This is a genomic window from Streptomyces sp. NPDC003300 (genome assembly GCF_040610915.1).
Classification (GTDB): Bacteria; Actinomycetota; Actinomycetes; order Streptomycetales; family Streptomycetaceae; genus Actinacidiphila.
The window spans coordinates 1-17189 of record NZ_JBEXNE010000027.1; the positions used below are offsets into that span (position 1 = coordinate 1).

The window sequence follows — 17189 nt, forward strand, 5'->3', positions numbered from 1 at the left end:
ATGACCGCCTGGGACCTGAAGACCGGTCCGTGGATCACCCGTTACACGCCCGCGGCGCCCGGTCCCGGCCCGGCGCGGCGGTACAGCCGTCGGCCGGGCCCTCAGTGGGCCGTTACAGCAGTCCGTCCCACATCTGCTCGATGAGGACCGACCACCAGTGGTCGGGCGAGGCGATGGCCGCCGGGTCCTGCGCGGCGAGCTGCGCCTGGAAGTCCACCGTCCAGCGGCCCGCCTGATCGGGCGTCAGCCCGATCCGCAGCCGCCACATCCGGCCCAGCAGCGCCAGGCAGCGGGCGAATTCCGGCAGGCTCGAATTGACGAACTGCGGCGGCGCGGGCTGCCCGCCCGGACCGGCCTCCAACGGCACCGCCACGATGTGCGCGGTGCCGTACTGCACACAGAGCTGACGGCCGAAGTCATTGCCCATCACCAGATACGAGCCCGCGTCCGACGCCGCCTGCACGCCGCGCTGCTGGGCCAGCTCCGCCAGCGTCGGCACCGGCTGGCCCGGCTGGGCCTGCGCCCAGAAGAACGGGCCGAAGTCCACCGGCAGCCCGGCCCACACCAGGGTCTGCGCCACGATGTCGGGCACGCCCTGCCGGGACACCGCCCGCTGGTCGAAGCGGAACAGTCCCTGCGGCCCGAAGGCCGACGCCAGTTCCTGCCCGATCACGTCGAGCGGCACCGGCGGCACCCGCAGCACACTGTGCGGGTCGGGCATCGGGACCCGCTGCGGCTGCGGGCGCGCGGGCGCGCCCGCCACCTGGTGCAGCTCGCCCTGGTGCGTCAGCAGATGCTGGACGCCCTGCTGGCGGCTGGCGTGGTCCCTGCCGTACGGCGCGGTGTGGCTGATCCGCACCTGCGGCCAGGTCTCGCGGATCATCCGCGTGCAGTAACCGCCGGGCAGGTCGCACGACTCCAGCTCGGTGTGGAGTTCGAGCACCTGCTCGGGCCGCACGCCCATCGAGCGCAGCTCGTGCAGGATCTGCCACTCCGGGTGCGGAGTGCCGGGCGCCGAACGCCGGATGAGCTGCTGCTCGCTGCCGTCCTGGCCGCGGTAGCGGAGCACCGCCATGTAGCCGGGGCCGACCGTGGGCACCGCCGTCGGCTGCGGGTAGCCGTAGCCGGGCGGCGGGGGCGGGGCCATGCCGCCGCCACCGGGCGGGGGCGGCGGACCCATGGGCGCGCCGCCGGGACCCGCGAGCATCGTGGCCGCGTAGTGCGGGTCGTTGCCGCCGGGCCGGCCGGGCGCGCCGGGGCCCGAGCCGGGCGCCTGGGGTCCGGGCGGACCCGAAGGCCCTGCCAGCATCGTGGCCGCGTAGTGCGGGTCGTTGTTCCCCGCGGGCGGCGGGGGCGGCGACATGCCGGGGCCGGGCGGCGGCGGGGGCGGTCCCGTCGGACCGGTGGGTCCGGGAGGTCCGGGCGGGCCGCCGGGGCCCGCGAGCATGGTCGCCGCGTAGTGCGGGTCGTTGCCGCCGGGACGACCGGCGGCGGGCGGCGGCGGTCCCTGCGGGCTCTGACCACCCGGCGGATTCTGCGGTACGAGCTGCGTCGGGAGGTAACCGCCCGCAGGAGCGGCGGCTCCCGGCGGGGGCGGCGGCGCGTCCGGGCTGCGGACCGGACCGCCCGAGGGCGGCGGCACATGGCCGCGGGCGGCCTTCGCCGTCTCCAGGTCGGCGATGTCGGCGGCACCGCGACCGGGGCCACCGGGCGGAGGCACGGATCCGGCGCCGAGGCCGCCGGGCGGCGGCAGCGGCACCGCGGGTCCGCCGGGCGGCGGGAATTCCGAACCCCCCACGGTGTGCGGCACGCCGGGCCTGGCGGGCGGCACGGGAGCCTGCGGCTCCACGGGCGGGGCGATCCGGGTCTTGGGCAACCCGCTGCCGCTCGGCAGCAGTTCGGTGCGGGCCTGCTCGGCCTCGGGGTCCTGCGCGAGGTCCACCTGGTCGGAGCCGCTGATCGGCGGCGCGAAGACGGTCGCGGGCACCGGGACCGACTGGCCCTCGCCGCTGTCGCTGGTCGTCTTGCCCGCCCAACTGCCGCCGGGCACGGCCGGTTCCGCGGGCGCCGAGGGCGTCGCGGGCGCGTCGGCCGCCGGGGCCGGGCGCCGGTAGTCGATCCCGCCGGACGCGGCCGGTGCGACGGGAGCGCTGTCAGCGGGCGCGGGGGAGGGCGTCGAGGCACCGGACGACCCGGAGGAGGCGGGCCGCCGGTAGTCGATCCCGCCGGAGCCGGAGCCGGAGCCGGAGCCGGAGCCGGAGCCGGGCGCGGAGCCCGTACCGTCGCCCGGTCCCGAGGCGGGTCCCGAGGCCGCCGCCAGGCCGTACCCGCCGTCGGCGTCGGCCGCCGGGGCACGGTCGGCCGGGGCGCCGTCGGACCCGGGGGCGGCGGCGTGCCACGCGGGAGCGTCGGCGCCCGCGCCCGCGGCGATACCGGCACCGTTGGTCCGGCTCGACCGGCGGTTGTCGGGGATGCCCATCTTGTCGGCCGCGTCCTGGAGCCACTGCGGCGGGCTCAACAGGAAGGACGTGGCCTCCAGGTCGATGCGTTGCGGCGGGTCGGGCACCGCGTCGTTCGGCACCGGGCCGTACTCCTCCTCGTAACGCCTGATGAGTTCGCCGACGGGCAGGCCGGGCCACAAGGTGGCCTCGCCGCTGTCCTTGGCTATGACGACGCGGACGTCGCCGCCGTCGCCCGCGGACGGGCCGCCCTCGCGCGGCTCCGACCAGACGACGAAGCCGAGGTCGAATTCGCGGACCCGGATCTCCCGGGCCTCGTACGCGGGGACGTCGCCGTTGATCCAGCGCTCCGCCCGCTCCTGGGCCTGCGCGAAAGTGACCATGTCCGGCCTCATCCCTCCACCGGGACGGCGCTGGCGAAGCCCCCGTCCACCATCAGGTTCGCGACGGTCTCCAATTCCGGCGGATTGCCCGCGAGCCGGAGCAGGAACGCGTCGAGTGACTCACCGCAGGGCAGCAGCAGTTCGGCGACCCGGTCGGCGGGGGCGGCCCAGCGGTCGCCGTCGCGGACGTCGTCGTACGCGCAGAACCAGACCGAGCCGGTCCGCTCGCCCTTGACCTTGACCGCGAGCAGGCCGCCCTGGAGGTAGGAGATCGCCAGGAAGTCCTTGGTCAGGTGGTCGCGCAGGCACTTGTTCACGTACACCAGGTCGTTGACCGCGGCGTCGTCGCGGACGGTGAAGAACGGCTGGTCGATCAGCAGGCCGAGGTCCGGGTCGAGCGCGACGCCGCTCGGGGCGCAGCCGCCCGCCGCCTTCAGGAAGGTGCGGTAGCCGCCGGGCAGCCGGTAGCCCAGCTCCTCCTCGACGTCACGGACCTGCGACTCGGTGACCGCGACCGGGTCCTTCGGCAGTCCGAAGTGCACCGGGCGGGTCTCCTGGAGCGGCCGGGTGCCGCGCTTGGCGTGGTCGGCGGAGGAGGCGGCGAGGCCCCCGTGGTGCCGCAGCAGCGCCTTGACCTCGACCGGTATCAGCTCCATCCGGCGGGTCCCGATGACGTGGTGCCAGGTCCAGCCGTGCGGGGTCGCGACGGGGGAGAGGCTGCCCCACAGCTCGTGGCCCGAGGCGTGCAGCGCCGCGTTCGCCGACACGTAGTCGGTCAGCCGCAGCTCGTCTATCCCGAAGCCCTCGGGGGGCTCGGCGATCTCCGCCACCGCCCGCGCGTACGGCGCGAAGTCCGGAATCCCGTTGTCGTCCACCCAGACACCCTGGGGATGGCGGGCGGCGCGTACCGGGTCGGGAAAATGCACGACCTGTCCGGCGTAGGCCGCGTTCGGCGGCGGCACGATACGTCCCCCGGCCCGCGGACCGGGAGGTGCGCCCAGCCCTTGCCGACCTGTCGTCATGGCGGTTGCCCCCTGCTGCGTCTGGCTGATGACCACAGCCTAGGGCCTCACCACCAGGGCAGAGCCAGGGCCTGTGGATAACTTGCCTGATCCGCCTGCCGCCGGGCCCGCGTCGGCAGCCGCCGATTCCGCGTCGACTCCGCCTCGACTCCGCGTCGGCGGCTGTCGGCCCCCGCGTCGGCCCCGCGTCGGCAGCCGCCGGGCTCAGCCGCCAGGCTCAGTCGCCGGTCGCCGCCGCCCGCAGCTTCTCCGCCTGCTTCAGCGCGATCGCCGCCCGCAGCGTCGCCGTCTTGTGGTCGGCGCGCACCGTCTCGTACGCGGCCGTGGCGCCGCCGGACCTGACCACGGTGACCAGGACGACGCCCGCCGCGCCGCGCGCGGTGTCGGCGATCGTGTACGCCACCTCCTGGTCGCCCAGCGCGGGCCGGCCCGCGGGCGGCGCCACCGGCCGGACGGTGTAGGAGGTGACCCCGCCGTCGCGGGTGGCCTTGAAGCCGCGGCAGGTCTTCAGCGCCGTGGTCAGCTCGTCCAGCACGGTCTCGGCGGTGCCGGGAGCGTAGGAGGCGATCACCTCCAGGCTGATCGCCTTCGCGTTCTTGTCCTTGTCCGCGGTGTCGGTGACCATCGCGCCGGTGTACACCTGCCGCGTGTGCTTGGGCCGGCTGCTCCACTGGTCGGCGACCGGCTGGCAGGCCGCGTTGTCGACCGTCGTGGCCGGGCCGAGGAGCTGCGTCTTGCTGCCCGCGGGCAGCACCTGGACGTGGGGGACGTCGGAGGACGTGAGCAGCGCGGAGGTGAGCTTGGCCGTCGACACCGCGCCGGACGCGCGGACCGGGCCCGGCTCCTTCTTCGCCTTGTCGTCGCCGCCCCCGCCGCCCCCGCAGGCCGCGGTCAGCGCGAGCACCGGCACCAGGGCGGTGGCCGCCAGTACGGCGGTCCGCGTGTGCGGGCCGCCGCGTCGCAGGTCAGCGGCCGACTCCCGGCTACCGGTCAGTAGGCGACTGCGTGCACGTATCGGCATCTGGTGTTCCCCTGTGTTGTGTCCGTCCCCGGGATCGCACGGGCGACGGTCCGTTGCCGCGCGACTTTACGGCACCAGGGGCGCGATTTCGCCTGTGGGGCCGCTCACAAAGAGGCGCGCGAAAGCGGCCCCGGGGTGTGCCCCGAGACGGTCCCCGCAGGCCCTTCAGCGGACGGTCACTTCGCCTGCGCCGCCTTCAGCTTCTCGCTCTGCTTGCGCGCGACGTCGATGGGCAGGGTGCCCGCGCCGCCCGCCGACTTCACCGACAGGTACGCGGTGATGGTGTCGCCGGTCCGCACGACGCTCACCAGGGCCGCGCCGGACTTCTTGTCCGCGGTGTCGGCCATCACATAGGAGACGGCCTCGTCACCGGTCGGCACCGCGGGGCCCTTGGCGATGGTGAACGGCGTCTTGGTGCCGGTGTTGTCCGTCGCGGTGAAGCTCTTGCAGGTGCCCAGCGCCGTCTTCACCGACTCGATGACCTTCTCGGCGTCACCGGGCGCGTGACTGGCGACCAGCATCTGGTTGATCGCGTCGGGGGTGGCGCTCGACGTCGTCTTCGCGAAGGCCGCGCCGACGAACGCCTTGCGCGGGATCTTCGGCTTGCTGCTGGTGATGTCGGCGAGCGGCTGGCACGCGGGCTTGTCCGCGGTGAGCGTGGAGGTGTCGGCGGAGTCGTCGGTCTGCGAGACCTGGATCGTCCAGCCGGGCACGTCGGCCTCGGCGATCAGCGCCTTGGTGAGCTGCGCCTTGGTGAGCGCCGAGCCGTCCGACGGACTGTCGGCGCCGCTCGTCGGAGCGGAGGCCGAGGCGGAGCCCGTGGCCTTGCCGCCCTTGCCGTCGGCGTCCTTGGAGCCGTCGGACGAGCCGGAGCAGGCCGCGGCGAGGACGAGGGCGGGGAGCACGGCGGCGGCCAGGCGGAGCCGGGTCTTGCGCATGGGGGGTCACGTTCCCTGATCGGCGGCAGCGGGTCCGCGGGCGCGGACCGACTGCCGATACTCCCGCCATGTCGGGCGCGCGTCCATGCCGCGCCGAAGCTGTGTCGCGGCTGTGCGTGCCTGACGCCCCCGCGGGGCGCGCCCCCGCCGCCGACATGTGTTCGGGTAGCGCCGGCCGGGGACCGGCCGTCACCCTGCGTCGACCGTCCGCGCCCGTACGACGATCGCCCGCGACCGTATGGCGGCCGGTTTTGTGCACATGCTGTGCCCGCGCTGCCGACGCTCCGTCACACGACGGTGACATGGCCCACACACGATGGGCGCGGTGCCGCGTCCGGCTTCCCGTCGCATGGCCTGTTTGGCACTCTGAACGACATACGGGGGATCGCCCGCCCAGGCGGGCGGATGGAGGGACGCACACAGATCATGACAAGTCAGACCCAGGCGGCGGGGGCCGCCGATCCGCGCTTGAGCTGGAGCGGTTCGGACGATCCGGTGGGCCCGCCGGTGCTGCGGCACCGCAGGGACGGCATCATGCCCGCGGTCGCCGCGGCGCTGCTGATCCGCGACGACGTGCTGACCTGCACCGGTGCCAAAGGCGAGCAACCGCCCGTACTGCACCCGATCGTTCAGGACTTCCTGGACGCGCTGCCGGTCGCGCAGCGGGAACGGTTCGCCGGGCGCTGTCCCGAACCGGTGCTCATTTCACGCCACTTGACGGCAGTCGAGGCAAACCGGGGCAAGCGTGCGTCCCGCAAGCCGCTCACCCAGGGTGAGGCCCGCAAGGCGCTGCGCGGGGCGAAGCTCACCTCGCGGCGCATCCGGGAGGACGGCGACCCGACGCACGGCGCGTACGCCCCGCCCTGCCGCTCGTGCGCGCCGCTGCTGTCGCACCTGGGGGTCAAGCCGGTGGATCCGGCGGCCGAAGGAGTATGAGCATCCCGATGGCGGGCACCACCCGTTTCCCGGTCGGCGTCGACGCCGCGCTGCGCGCCGCGGGCTGGCGGCCGGGGCGCTGGGACATCAAGCAGGCCGAGTTCTGGGCGGACCGGCTGCGGGCGTACGAGTCGCCGGGCGGCCACCGGCACGCCGTCTTCCCCGCCGCGGTCGAGGCGTGGGCGGAGTTCGGCGGCCTGCTGATCCCCGGCGCCTCGGGTCCCGGCCGGCAGATCGCCCCCACGGCCATCGCCGTCGACCCGCTGCGCGGCCTGCACCTGGCGCGGACCTTCGGCGATCTCGGCCGCGCCCTGGAGACCGACATCAGCCCGCTCGGCGAGGAGCCCGCGTCCGGCGCGCTGCTCGCGATCGACGCCGAGGGCCGCGTCTACACCGTCGACCACACCGGCGACTGGTACGTGGGCCCCGACATCGACCGCGCGCTGACCGCCCTGATCGGCGGCGTACGCCCGGTGCGCCTCACGATGCACTGACCTTCGCCGGGTTGAGCCGCAATGCACTGACCTTCGCCGGGTTGAGCCGCGAAGCACTGACCTTCGCCGGGTTGAGCCCCGAAAGACCGGCTCACGGCGAACCCGTCCACGACGGACCGCCCGCGTCCGCGGCCGTGGACGCGGGCGTCCCCCGGGCCATGACGACCCCTCAACTCCCGTACGTGTAAAGGACACCTTCGCGCGGTCGCGGCGACGTCCCCGACACGGGGATGAGCCTCAGGTAGCAGACCCCTAGGGGGAGGTACCTACTTTTGGTGGCCATCGGTTCGTACCGGCGGATGACGATCCCGGGCCGTCCGTTCCATACGGTCATGAGGCGGGGTGGGGATAGCCCCACCCACAAGACGGAGACCTCCCCCATCGTGCCGGGGGACGGCGCTCCGACAAGCTGAGCACACCGGCTCAACAGGGCCTGGTCAGGGCCCGCATCGACCTCACAGGAGATTCACGTGACAACGGCAGTGACGATTCCCAAGTCCGGGGGCAGCGGAGAGCGTCCGGCCGTTGCCGCAGCAGGCCGAGCGGTGACGAAGGCGTACGGCAGCGGCGAGACGCGCGTCCTGGCGCTCGACGCGGTGGACGTCGACATCGCGCGCGGCCGGTTCACCGCGATCATGGGCCCCTCGGGCTCCGGCAAGTCCACGCTGATGCACTGCCTGGCCGGGCTGGACACCGTGTCCGAGGGCCGGATCTGGATCGGCGACACCGAGATCACCACCCTCAAGGACAAGAAGCTCACCCAGCTCCGCCGGGACAAGATCGGCTTCATCTTCCAGTCCTTCAACCTGCTGCCGACGCTCAACGCGGCGGAGAACATCACGCTGCCCATGGACATCGCGGGCCGCAAGGTGGACCGCGACTGGTTCGACCGGGTGGTGGAGACCGTCGGTCTCGCCGGGCGCCTCAAGCACCGCCCCACGCAGCTCTCCGGCGGTCAGCAGCAGCGCGTCGCGGTCGCCCGCGCCCTCGCCGCCCGTCCCGAGATCATCTTCGGTGACGAGCCGACCGGAAACCTCGACTCCCGCGCCGGCGCCGAAGTCCTCGGCTTCCTGCGCAAGTCGGTGGACGAACTGGGCCAGACCATCGTGATGGTCACCCACGACCCGGTCGCCGCCTCCTACTCCGACCGCGTGCTGTACCTGGCGGACGGCCGGATCGTCGACGAGATGCAGAACCCGACCGCCGACGGCGTCCTGGAGCGCATGAAGTCCTTCGACGGTCGCGGGAGGACCTCGTGACCGTCCTGAAGACATCGGTGCGCAACTTCCTCGCGCACAAGGGACGCATGGCGCTGTCCGCCGTCGCCGTCCTGCTCTCGGTGGCGTTCGTGTGCGGCACGCTCGTGTTCACCGACACCATGACCGCCACCTTCGACAAGCTCTTCGGCTCCACCGCCTCCGACGTCACCATCAGCGCCAAGAAGGTCGACGACGCGCAGGAGACCGGACGGCCCGACACCGTGCCCGCCTCGCTCCAGCAGACCCTGCTCAAGGTGCCGGGCGTCGCCAAGTCCTACCCCGACGTCACCAGCGACCAGGTGACGGTCGCCGACGCGAACAACAAGAGCATCAGCCCGACCAGCGGCGCCCCGACCATCGTCAGCAACTGGGACCCGACCGAGACCAAGGCCGTCGAGCTGTCCTCGGGCAACACCCCGCGCGGGCCCACCGACGCGGTGATCGACGCCGACACCGCCGACAAGCACCACCTGAAGATCGGCGACACGCTGCGGGTCATCGCCGCCCCCGGCGACTTCCACGTCACGATCTCCGGCATCGTCACCTTCAAGACCACCAACCCCGGCGCGGCCGTCATCTACATCGAGACCGCCACCGCCCAGGCCAAGCTGCTCGGTGACAGCCACGCGTACACCGGCTACGGCCTGACCGCCGCCAAGGGCGTCACCGACGACCGCCTCAAGGCGGACGTCACGACGGCCATCGGCGCGGGCAAGTACACCGTCGACACCGCCGCCGAGACCAAGAAGAAGGACAAGGACGACGTCGGCAGCTTCCTGAACTTCATGAAGTACGCGATGCTCGGCTTCGCGGGCATCTCGGTCCTGGTCGGCATCTTCCTCATCGTCAACACCTTCTCCATGCTGGTCGCCCAGCGCACCCGCGAGATCGGCCTGATGCGGGCCCTCGGCTCCAGCCGCAAGCAGGTCAACCGGTCGGTGCTGGTCGAGGCGGTGCTGCTCGGCGTCGTCGGCTCGGTGCTCGGCATCGGCGGCGGCATCGGCCTGGCCATCGCCCTGATGAAGCTCATGGGCCAGGCGGGCATGAAGCTCGACACCTCCGAGCTGACCATCAAGGCCACCACCCCGATCGTCGGCCTGGCCATCGGCGTCATCGTCACCGTGATCTCCGCCTACATCCCGGCCCGCAGGGCCGGACGGATCTCCCCGATGGCGGCGCTGCGCGACGCGGGCACCCCCACCGACGCGAAGTCCGGCCGGATCCGCGCCGCGATCGGCGTCCTGGTCTGCGCGATCGGCGCCGTGGCACTGGTCGGCGCGGGACAGTCGGACAAGGCGTCCTCCGGCGGCGGACTGCTGGGGCTGGGCGTGCTGTTCAGCCTGGTCGGCTTCGTGATCATCGGCCCGCTGCTGGCCGGTGTGATCGTACGAGCGGTCAGCGCGGTCATCCTGCGGTTCTTCGGACCGATGGGCCGCCTCGCGGAGCGCAACGCGCTGCGCAACCCGCGCCGTACCGGTGCCACCGCCTCCGCGCTGATGATCGGCCTCGCGCTGGTCGCCGGCATGTCGGTGGTCGGCTCGTCCATGGTGGCCTCCGCCGACGACCAGCTCGACAAGTCGGTCGGCGCGGACTTCATCCTCCAGCCCGACGGCGGCCAGCCGCTGACCCCCGCCCTGGTGGCGGCGATCAAGTCGGCCTCCCACATGGAGCACTTCACCGAGTACGCGGGCGTCAACGCCAAGGTCACGCTGCCCGACGGCAAGACGGTCACCAAGCAGTTCAGCGCGGTCAGCCCGACCTACGCCGACGACCTGCGGCTCAAGACGGTCAAGGGCGATCTGAAGGACGCGTACGCGAAGAACGGCATGTCCGTCAACGAGGCGTACGCCAAGGACCACCACATCAAGATCGGTGACGAGCTGCCGGTGACGATGATCGGCGGCACGCCGACCAAGCTCCGCGTCAACGTCATCACCAGCGACGACACCACGGTCGACCACGGCGCCTGGTACACCAACCTGGCCACCGCCAAGCAGTACCTCCCGGCGGACAAGCAGCCGCTCGACCAGATCATGTTCGCCAAGGCCGTCGACGGCCAGGCCAAGGAGGCGGGCGCCTCGCTCACCGCGGCCGTCAAGGACTACCCGCAGCTCAAGGTCCGCGACCAGTCCGACTTCAAGGACCTCATCCACAAGCAGGTCAACCAGCTCCTGTACATGATCTACGGGCTGCTCGGCCTCGCGATCATCGTCGCCATCCTGGGCGTGGTGAACACCCTCGCCCTGTCGGTGGTCGAGCGCACCCGGGAGATCGGCCTGATGCGGGCGATCGGCACCTCCCGGCGCCAGCTGCGCCGGATGATCCGCCTCGAATCGGTGGTCATCGCGCTCTTCGGCGCGCTGGTCGGCCTCGGTCTCGGCCTCGGCTGGGGCACCACGGGACAGAAGGTGCTGGCCTCCCAGGGGCTCGGCGTCCTCCAGATCCCGTGGACGACGATCATCCTGGTCTTCATCGGCTCCGCGGTCGTCGGCCTGCTGGCCGCGCTGCTCCCGGCCTTCCGGGCGGGGCGGATGAACGTACTGAACGCGATCGCCACGGACTGACGCCGCCGGTCGCACCGGCCGGTGGCGCAGGTCACCACAGACGCGGCCCCGGAAGCGCAACCCCCCGCGCTCCGGGGCCGCCCGCGCGTCCCGCACCCCGGTCCGCCCCCCGCCGGGCGTCCCCGCCCACGGGCTCCGCGGCCCCGCGCCTCACGCGATGGCCTGTGGCTGTCGGCGGTACGTCGTACGCTGGAGGTACCCCCGGCCCGTGACACGTGTCGGGTGCTTCGCGTTGCCTCTGCCCCGGGACGGAAAACCCCTCATGAGTCTGAACGGTCTGGTCGACGTCGTCGTCGAGGACGCCGCCCTCGCGGAAGCGGTGGAGGCCGCCGCCTCCGGCGCCCGGCCGATGGTGGACCTGGTGGGGCCGCCCGCCGCGCGTCCGCTGGCCATCGCGGCGCTCGCGGCCCGCGCGCACCGCACCGTACTGGCGGTCACGGCGACCGGCCGCGAGGCGGAGGACCTGGCCGCCGCGCTGCGCACCCTGCTGCCGCCGGACGCCGTCGCCGAGTACCCGGCGTGGGAGACGCTGCCGCACGAGCGGCTGTCCCCGCGCAGCGACACCGTCGGCCGCCGCCTGGCCGTCCTGCGCCGCCTGGCGCACCCGCGGGCCGACGACGCGGCGACCGGACCCGTACAGGTCGTGGTCGCCCCCATCAGGTCCGTGCTGCAACCGCAGGTCAAGGGCCTGGGCGACCTGGAGCCCGTCGCCTTGCGGACCGGGCAGAGCGCCGACCTGGGCACCGTCACCGAGGGCCTGGCGGCAGCCGCGTACTCCCGCGTCGAGCTGGTCGAGAAGCGCGGCGAATTCGCGGTGCGCGGCGGCATCCTCGACGTCTTCCCGCCGACCGAGGAGCACCCGCTGCGGGTGGAGTTCTGGGGCGACGACGTCGAGGAGATCCGCTACTTCAAGGTCGCCGACCAGCGCTCCCTCGAAGTCGCCGAGCACGGCCTGTGGGCGCCGCCCTGCCGCGAGCTGCTCCTCACCGACCAGGTGAAGGAGCGGGCCGCGGCGCTGTCGGTCGCCCACCCCGAGCTGCACGAACTGCTGGACAAGATCGCCGAGGGCATCGCGGTGGAGGGCATGGAGTCCCTGGCCCCGGTGCTGGTCGACGACATGGAGCTGCTGCTCGACGTGCTCCCGGCGGGCAGCATGGCCGTGGTGTGCGACCCGGAGCGGGTCCGTACCCGCGCCGCCGACCTGGTGGCGACCTCCCGCGAATTCCTGGAGGCGTCCTGGGCGGCGTCGGCCGGCGGCGGCGAGGCGCCGATCGACCTGGGCGCGGCCTCGCTGTGGTCGATCGCCGACGTCCGCGACCGGGCCCGCGAGCTGGGCGTCCCCTGGTGGTCGGTGAGCCCCTTCGCGGCCGACGAGGCCGACGACCTGGCCGCCGACACCCTCAAGCTGGGCATGCACGCGCCCGAGCTGTACCGCGGCGACACCGCCCGCGCGCTCGCCGACACCAAGGGCTGGCTGGCCGACGGCTGGCGCACCGTCTACGTCACCGAGGGCCAGGGCCCGGCCGCCCGCGTGGTGGAGGTGCTGGGCGGCGAGGGCATCGCGGCCCGCCTCGACATCGAGCTGGCCGACCTCGCGGCGTCCGTGGTCCACGTGGCGACCGGCTCCATCGAGCACGGCTTCATCGACCCGGCGCTCAAGCTCGCGGTGCTCACCGAGACCGACCTGTCGGGGCAGCGCTCGTCCACCAAGGACATGGGCCGGATGCCGTCCCGGCGGCGCAAGACCATCGACCCGCTCACCCTCCAGGCGGGCGACTACATCGTGCACGAGCAGCACGGCGTCGGCCGCTATGTGGAGATGGTGCAGCGCACCGTGCAGGGCGCCACCCGCGAGTACCTGCTGGTCGAGTACGCGCCCGCCAAGCGCGGCCAGCCGGGCGACCGGCTCTTCGTCCCCACCGACCAGCTCGAACAGGTCACCAAGTACGTCGGCGGCGAGGCCCCCTCGCTGCACCGGCTCGGCGGCGCGGACTGGACGAAGACCAAGGCGCGGGCGAAGAAGGCGGTCAAGGAGATCGCCGCCGACCTGATCAAGCTGTACTCGGCGCGGATGGCCGCCCCCGGCTACACCTTCGGGCCCGACACCCCCTGGCAGCGCGAGCTGGAGGACGCCTTCCCGTACGCGGAGACGCCCGACCAGCTCACCACGATCGCCGAGGTCAAGGAGGACATGGAGAAGTCCGTCCCCATGGACCGGCTGATCTGCGGCGACGTCGGCTACGGCAAGACCGAGATCGCCGTGAGGGCGGCCTTCAAGGCCGTGCAGGACGGCAAGCAGGTCGCCGTGCTGGTGCCGACCACGCTGCTGGTGCAGCAGCACATGGGCACCTTCGCCGAGCGGTACGCGCAGTTCCCGGTCAAGGTGCGGGCGCTGTCGCGGTTCCAGACCGACAGCGAGGCCAAGGCCACCATCGAGGGGCTGCGGGACGGCACCGTGGACCTGGTGATCGGCACCCACCGGCTCTTCTCCTCCGAGACGAAGTTCAAGGACCTGGGCCTGGTCATCGTCGACGAGGAGCAGCGCTTCGGCGTCGAGCACAAGGAGCAGCTCAAGAAGCTGCGGGCCAACGTGGACGTGCTGACCATGTCCGCCACCCCGATCCCGCGCACCCTGGAGATGGCGGTCACCGGCATCCGCGAGATGTCCACCATCACCACCCCGCCGGAGGAGCGGCACCCGGTGCTGACCTTCGTCGGCCCGTACGAGGAGCGGCAGATCGGCGCCGCGATCCGGCGTGAACTGCTGCGCGAGGGCCAGGTCTTCTACATCCACAACCGGGTGGAGTCGATCGACCGGGCGGCGGCGCGGCTGCGCGCCATCGTGCCGGAGGCGCGGATCGCCACCGCGCACGGGCAGATGGGGGAATCGCAGCTCGAACAGGTCGTGGTCGACTTCTGGGAGAAGCGGTTCGACGTGCTGGTGTCCACCACGATCGTGGAGTCGGGCATCGACATCGCCAACGCCAACACCCTGATCGTGGAGCGCGGCGACACCTTCGGGCTCAGCCAGCTCCACCAGTTGCGCGGGCGCGTCGGCCGCTCGCGCGAACGCGGCTACGCGTATTTCCTGTACCCGCCGGAGAAGCCGCTGACCGAGACCGCGCACGAGCGGCTCGCCACCATCGCCCAGCACACCGAGATGGGCGCGGGCATGTACGTCGCCATGAAGGACCTGGAGATCCGCGGCGCGGGCAATCTGCTGGGCGGCGAGCAGTCCGGGCACATCGCGGGCGTCGGATTCGACCTGTACGTACGGATGGTGGGCGAGGCCGTCGCCGACTACCGCTCGGCGCTGGAGAGCGGCGGCGAGCCGGAGGAGACGCTGCTCGACGTCAAGATCGAACTGCCGGTGGACGCGCACGTCCCGCACGACTACGCGCCGGGCGAGCGGCTGCGGCTCCAGGCGTACCGGGCCATCGCAGCGGCCAACACGGCCGAGGACATCGCGGCGGTCCGCGAGGAGCTGACCGACCGCTACGGCAAGCTGCCGGAGCCGGTGGAGAATCTGCTGCTGGTGGCGGGGCTGCGGATGCTGGCCCGCAAGGTCGGCGTCAGCGACATCACCCTCCAGGGCGTCAACGTCCGCTTCGGCCCGGTGGAGTTGCGCGAGTCGCAGGAGCTGCGGCTGAACCGGCTCTACCCGCGCACGGTGCTCAAGCACGCGACGAAGCAGATCCTCGTCCCGCGTCCGACGACGGCGCGGATCGGCGGCAAGCCGGTGGTGGGCCGCGAACTGCTGGAGTGGACGGCGGAGTTCCTGACGACGGTGCTGGACAACTAGGGCTGTTCCAGCCGGTTTCCCACCGCCCGGCGGACGTTCAATGGTCTGGACCTTGACAGGTCCAGACCATTCCGCTTGAGTCTGTCCCGACCCCACTCGAACCCCCACAAGGAGTGGTCACGTGTCGAGACAACGGCTCATAGCGTTCCTCACCGCACTCGCGGTCGCGATAGGAATCGCCATCCTCGTACCGCTGGCGTCCACCGCCTCCGCCGCGGGCTGCTCCACCGCGTGGAACTCGTCGTCGGTGTACACCGGCGGCATGGGCGCGTCGTACAACAGCCACAACTGGCTGGCGAAGTGGTGGACCCAGGGCGAGACGCCCGGCGCCGCCGACGTCTGGTCGGACCAGGGCGCCTGTACCGGCGGTTCGGGCGGCACCGGCGGCACCACGGGCGGCACCGGCGGGACCTGCAACTACCCGGCGTGGGTCCAGGGCCACAACTACGTCGCCGGTGACATCGTCAAGTACAGCAACGGCAACTACTACAAGGCCTCCCACGACAACCCGGGCTACGACCCCACCATCAGCACCTGGTACTGGGACCCGTTCGGCTGCAACGGCGGCGGTACGACCACCCCGCCCGGCAACCCGAGCGGATTCGTCGTCACCGAGGCCCAGTTCAACCAGATGTTCCCGAACCGGAACTCCTTCTACACCTACAGCGGCCTGACCGCGGCGCTCAGCGCGTACCCCGGTTTCGCGAACACCGGCAGCGACACGGTGAAGAAGCAGGAGGCCGCGGCCTTCCTCGCCAACGTCAGCCACGAGACCGGCGGCCTCGTCTACATCGTCGAGCAGAACACCGCGAACTACTCGCACTACTGCGACACGAGCCAGTCCTACGGCTGCCCGGCCGGACAGTCCGCGTACTACGGCCGCGGGCCGATCCAGTTGAGCTGGAACTTCAACTACAAGGCCGCGGGCGACGCGCTCGGCATCGACCTGCTGCACAACCCCAACCTGGTGCAGACCGACTCGGCCGTCGCCTGGAAGACCGGCCTGTGGTACTGGAACACCCAGACCGGCCCCGGCACCATGACCCCGCACAACGCCATGGTCAACGGCGCCGGATTCGGTGAGACCATCCGCAGCATCAACGGCAGCATCGAGTGCAACGGCGGCAACCCCGCGCAGGTGCAGAGCCGGGTCAACTCCTACCAGAGCTTCGTCTCGATCCTCGGAGTCCCGGCGGGCAACAACCTGAGCTGCTGACCCGGCGTCGTCCCACGGACGCACGCAAGGCCGTACGCACGCAAGGCCGTACACACGCAAGGCCGTACACAGGTAAGGCCGTACGCGGGTAAGGCCGTACGCGCCCAGCCCGTACGCACGCTTCATCCGACGCGCCCCGCTCACCACGAGCGGGGCGCGTTAGTGTGAGCGGCTGTGACGATCACCGGAGCGGGGACGAACGTACGGCCGCTGGCGGCGGGACAGCGCGCGCGGCTGCTGGTCGGGGACATCGACGGCGGCGAGCCGCGCCTGGTGTACGAGACGGCGGACAGCGCGCTGGAGGCGCCGAACTGGTCGCCGGACGGCCGCTGGCTGGTCTTCAACCAGGACGGGCTGCTGCTGCGGATCGCCCCCGGCGGCGGGGCGCCCGAGGTCATCGACACCGGCGGCATCACGGACGCCAACAACGACCATGTGCTCTCGCCGGACGGCGGCACGGTCTATCTGTCGGCGGGCGACGGGCACATCCACGCCGTGCCGTTCGAGGGCGGACCCGCGCGCCGGGTCACCAACGACCGCGGCCCCGGACCCTTCCGGCACTTCCTGCACGGCGTCTCGCCCGACGGCCGCACGCTGGCGTACGTGGGCGTCGAGCCGTACGGCGGCGACGAGTGGGGCTACCGCAACATCTTCACCGTCCCCGCGGCCGGCGGCCCCGACACCCGGCTGACGGACTCTCCCGCGCCCGCGGACGGCCCGGAGTTCAGCCCCGACGGCGCCTGGATCTACTTCAACTCCGAGCACGGCGCGACCGTCCCCGGCCACGCCCAGCTCTTCCGGATGCGGCCGGACGGCACCGAGTTGACGCGGCTCACCTCGGACGCGCGCGTCAACTGGTTCCCGCACCTGTCACCCGATGGACGACACGTCCTCTACATCAGCTTCCCGCCCGGCACCGAGGGGCACCCGGCCGACCGCGACGTCGTCCTGCGCGTCATGGACCCGGACGGCGGCGCCCCGCGTGACGTCCTGGCCTTCCCCGGCGGCCAGGGCAGCCTCAACGTCAACAGCTGGGCCCCGGACAGCCGCCGCTTCGCCTACGTCGACTACCCGACGGCCTGAGCCGGTCCCGCT

Annotated in this window: 11 protein-coding genes; 7 read left to right on the forward strand and 4 right to left on the reverse strand. The window is 72.4% G+C overall.

The window, feature by feature from the left end; translation table 11 throughout:
* Positions 1-112: 112 nt before the first annotated feature.
* The 4 genes from ABZX65_RS29945 to ABZX65_RS29960 all read right to left on the reverse strand — a co-directional run bounded on the left by ABZX65_RS29945 (position 113) and on the right by ABZX65_RS29960 (position 5823).
* The gene (locus tag ABZX65_RS29945; RefSeq protein ID WP_355346838.1) at positions 113-2842 is read right to left on the reverse strand and encodes an SUKH-4 family immunity protein; all 2730 of its coding nucleotides are present in this window, start codon (positions 2840-2842) and stop codon (positions 113-115) included.
* Between the two features lie 8 nt (positions 2843-2850).
* Positions 2851-3864 carry an HNH endonuclease gene (locus ABZX65_RS29950; RefSeq protein WP_355346841.1) on the reverse strand — a complete coding sequence of 338 codons (1014 nt, stop codon included), beginning with the start codon at positions 3862-3864 and terminating at the stop codon, positions 2851-2853.
* A 217-nt stretch (positions 3865-4081) separates the two neighbouring features.
* Positions 4082-4885 carry a hypothetical protein gene (locus ABZX65_RS29955; RefSeq protein WP_355346844.1) on the reverse strand — a complete coding sequence of 268 codons (804 nt, stop codon included), beginning with the start codon at positions 4883-4885 and terminating at the stop codon, positions 4082-4084.
* Positions 4886-5061: 176 nt separating this feature from the next.
* Positions 5062-5823 (reverse strand): hypothetical protein, encoded by a 762-nt coding sequence (locus tag ABZX65_RS29960; RefSeq protein WP_355346847.1) that lies wholly within the window; start codon positions 5821-5823, stop codon positions 5062-5064.
* Between the two features lie 426 nt (positions 5824-6249).
* Here ABZX65_RS29960 and ABZX65_RS29965 point away from each other — a divergent pair, with 426 nt between their 5' ends.
* The 7 genes from ABZX65_RS29965 to ABZX65_RS29995 all read left to right on the forward strand — a co-directional run bounded on the left by ABZX65_RS29965 (position 6250) and on the right by ABZX65_RS29995 (position 17177).
* Positions 6250-6759 (forward strand): YwqJ-related putative deaminase, encoded by a 510-nt coding sequence (locus tag ABZX65_RS29965; RefSeq protein ID WP_355346850.1) that lies wholly within the window; start codon positions 6250-6252, stop codon positions 6757-6759.
* On the forward strand, positions 6756-7253 hold the full coding sequence (locus ABZX65_RS29970; protein ID WP_355346853.1) for an SUKH-3 domain-containing protein: 498 nt from the start codon (positions 6756-6758) through the stop codon (positions 7251-7253). Before ABZX65_RS29965 ends, ABZX65_RS29970 begins: the two co-directional genes overlap by 4 nt.
* Positions 7254-7723: 470 nt before the next feature.
* Positions 7724-8512: an ABC transporter ATP-binding protein gene (locus ABZX65_RS29975; RefSeq protein ID WP_188285264.1), complete on the forward strand. Its 789-nt coding sequence runs from the start codon at positions 7724-7726 to the stop codon at positions 8510-8512.
* Positions 8509-11076 carry an FtsX-like permease family protein gene (locus tag ABZX65_RS29980; RefSeq protein WP_355346857.1) on the forward strand — a complete coding sequence of 856 codons (2568 nt, stop codon included), beginning with the start codon at positions 8509-8511 and terminating at the stop codon, positions 11074-11076. Before ABZX65_RS29975 ends, ABZX65_RS29980 begins: the two co-directional genes overlap by 4 nt.
* 262 nt (positions 11077-11338) lie before the next feature.
* On the forward strand, positions 11339-14878 hold the full coding sequence (gene mfd, locus ABZX65_RS29985; protein WP_355346860.1) for a transcription-repair coupling factor: 3540 nt from the start codon (positions 11339-11341) through the stop codon (positions 14876-14878).
* Between the two features lie 121 nt (positions 14879-14999).
* On the forward strand, positions 15000-16094 hold the full coding sequence (locus ABZX65_RS29990; protein WP_355346863.1) for a glycoside hydrolase family 19 protein: 1095 nt from the start codon (positions 15000-15002) through the stop codon (positions 16092-16094).
* Between the two features lie 174 nt (positions 16095-16268).
* Complete coding sequence (locus tag ABZX65_RS29995) at positions 16269-17177, forward strand: hypothetical protein (RefSeq protein WP_355346866.1); 909 nt, start codon at positions 16269-16271, stop codon at positions 17175-17177.
* The last annotated feature ends 12 nt before the right edge of the window (positions 17178-17189 follow it).

Bases quoted from the DNA above. Each gene is read 5' to 3' on its own strand.
- ABZX65_RS29965 (WP_355346850.1), top strand. From the start codon at position 6,250: ATGACAAGTCAGACCCAGGCGGCGGGGGCCGCCGATCCGCGCTTGAGC.
- ABZX65_RS29945 (WP_355346838.1), bottom strand. From the start codon at position 2,842: ATGGTCACTTTCGCGCAGGCCCAGGAGCGGGCGGAGCGCTGGATCAAC.
- mfd (WP_355346860.1), top strand. From the start codon at position 11,339: ATGAGTCTGAACGGTCTGGTCGACGTCGTCGTCGAGGACGCCGCCCTC.
- ABZX65_RS29950 (WP_355346841.1), bottom strand. From the start codon at position 3,864: ATGACGACAGGTCGGCAAGGGCTGGGCGCACCTCCCGGTCCGCGGGCC.
- ABZX65_RS29955 (WP_355346844.1), bottom strand. From the start codon at position 4,885: ATGCCGATACGTGCACGCAGTCGCCTACTGACCGGTAGCCGGGAGTCG.
- ABZX65_RS29960 (WP_355346847.1), bottom strand. From the start codon at position 5,823: ATGCGCAAGACCCGGCTCCGCCTGGCCGCCGCCGTGCTCCCCGCCCTC.
- ABZX65_RS29970 (WP_355346853.1), top strand. From the start codon at position 6,756: ATGAGCATCCCGATGGCGGGCACCACCCGTTTCCCGGTCGGCGTCGAC.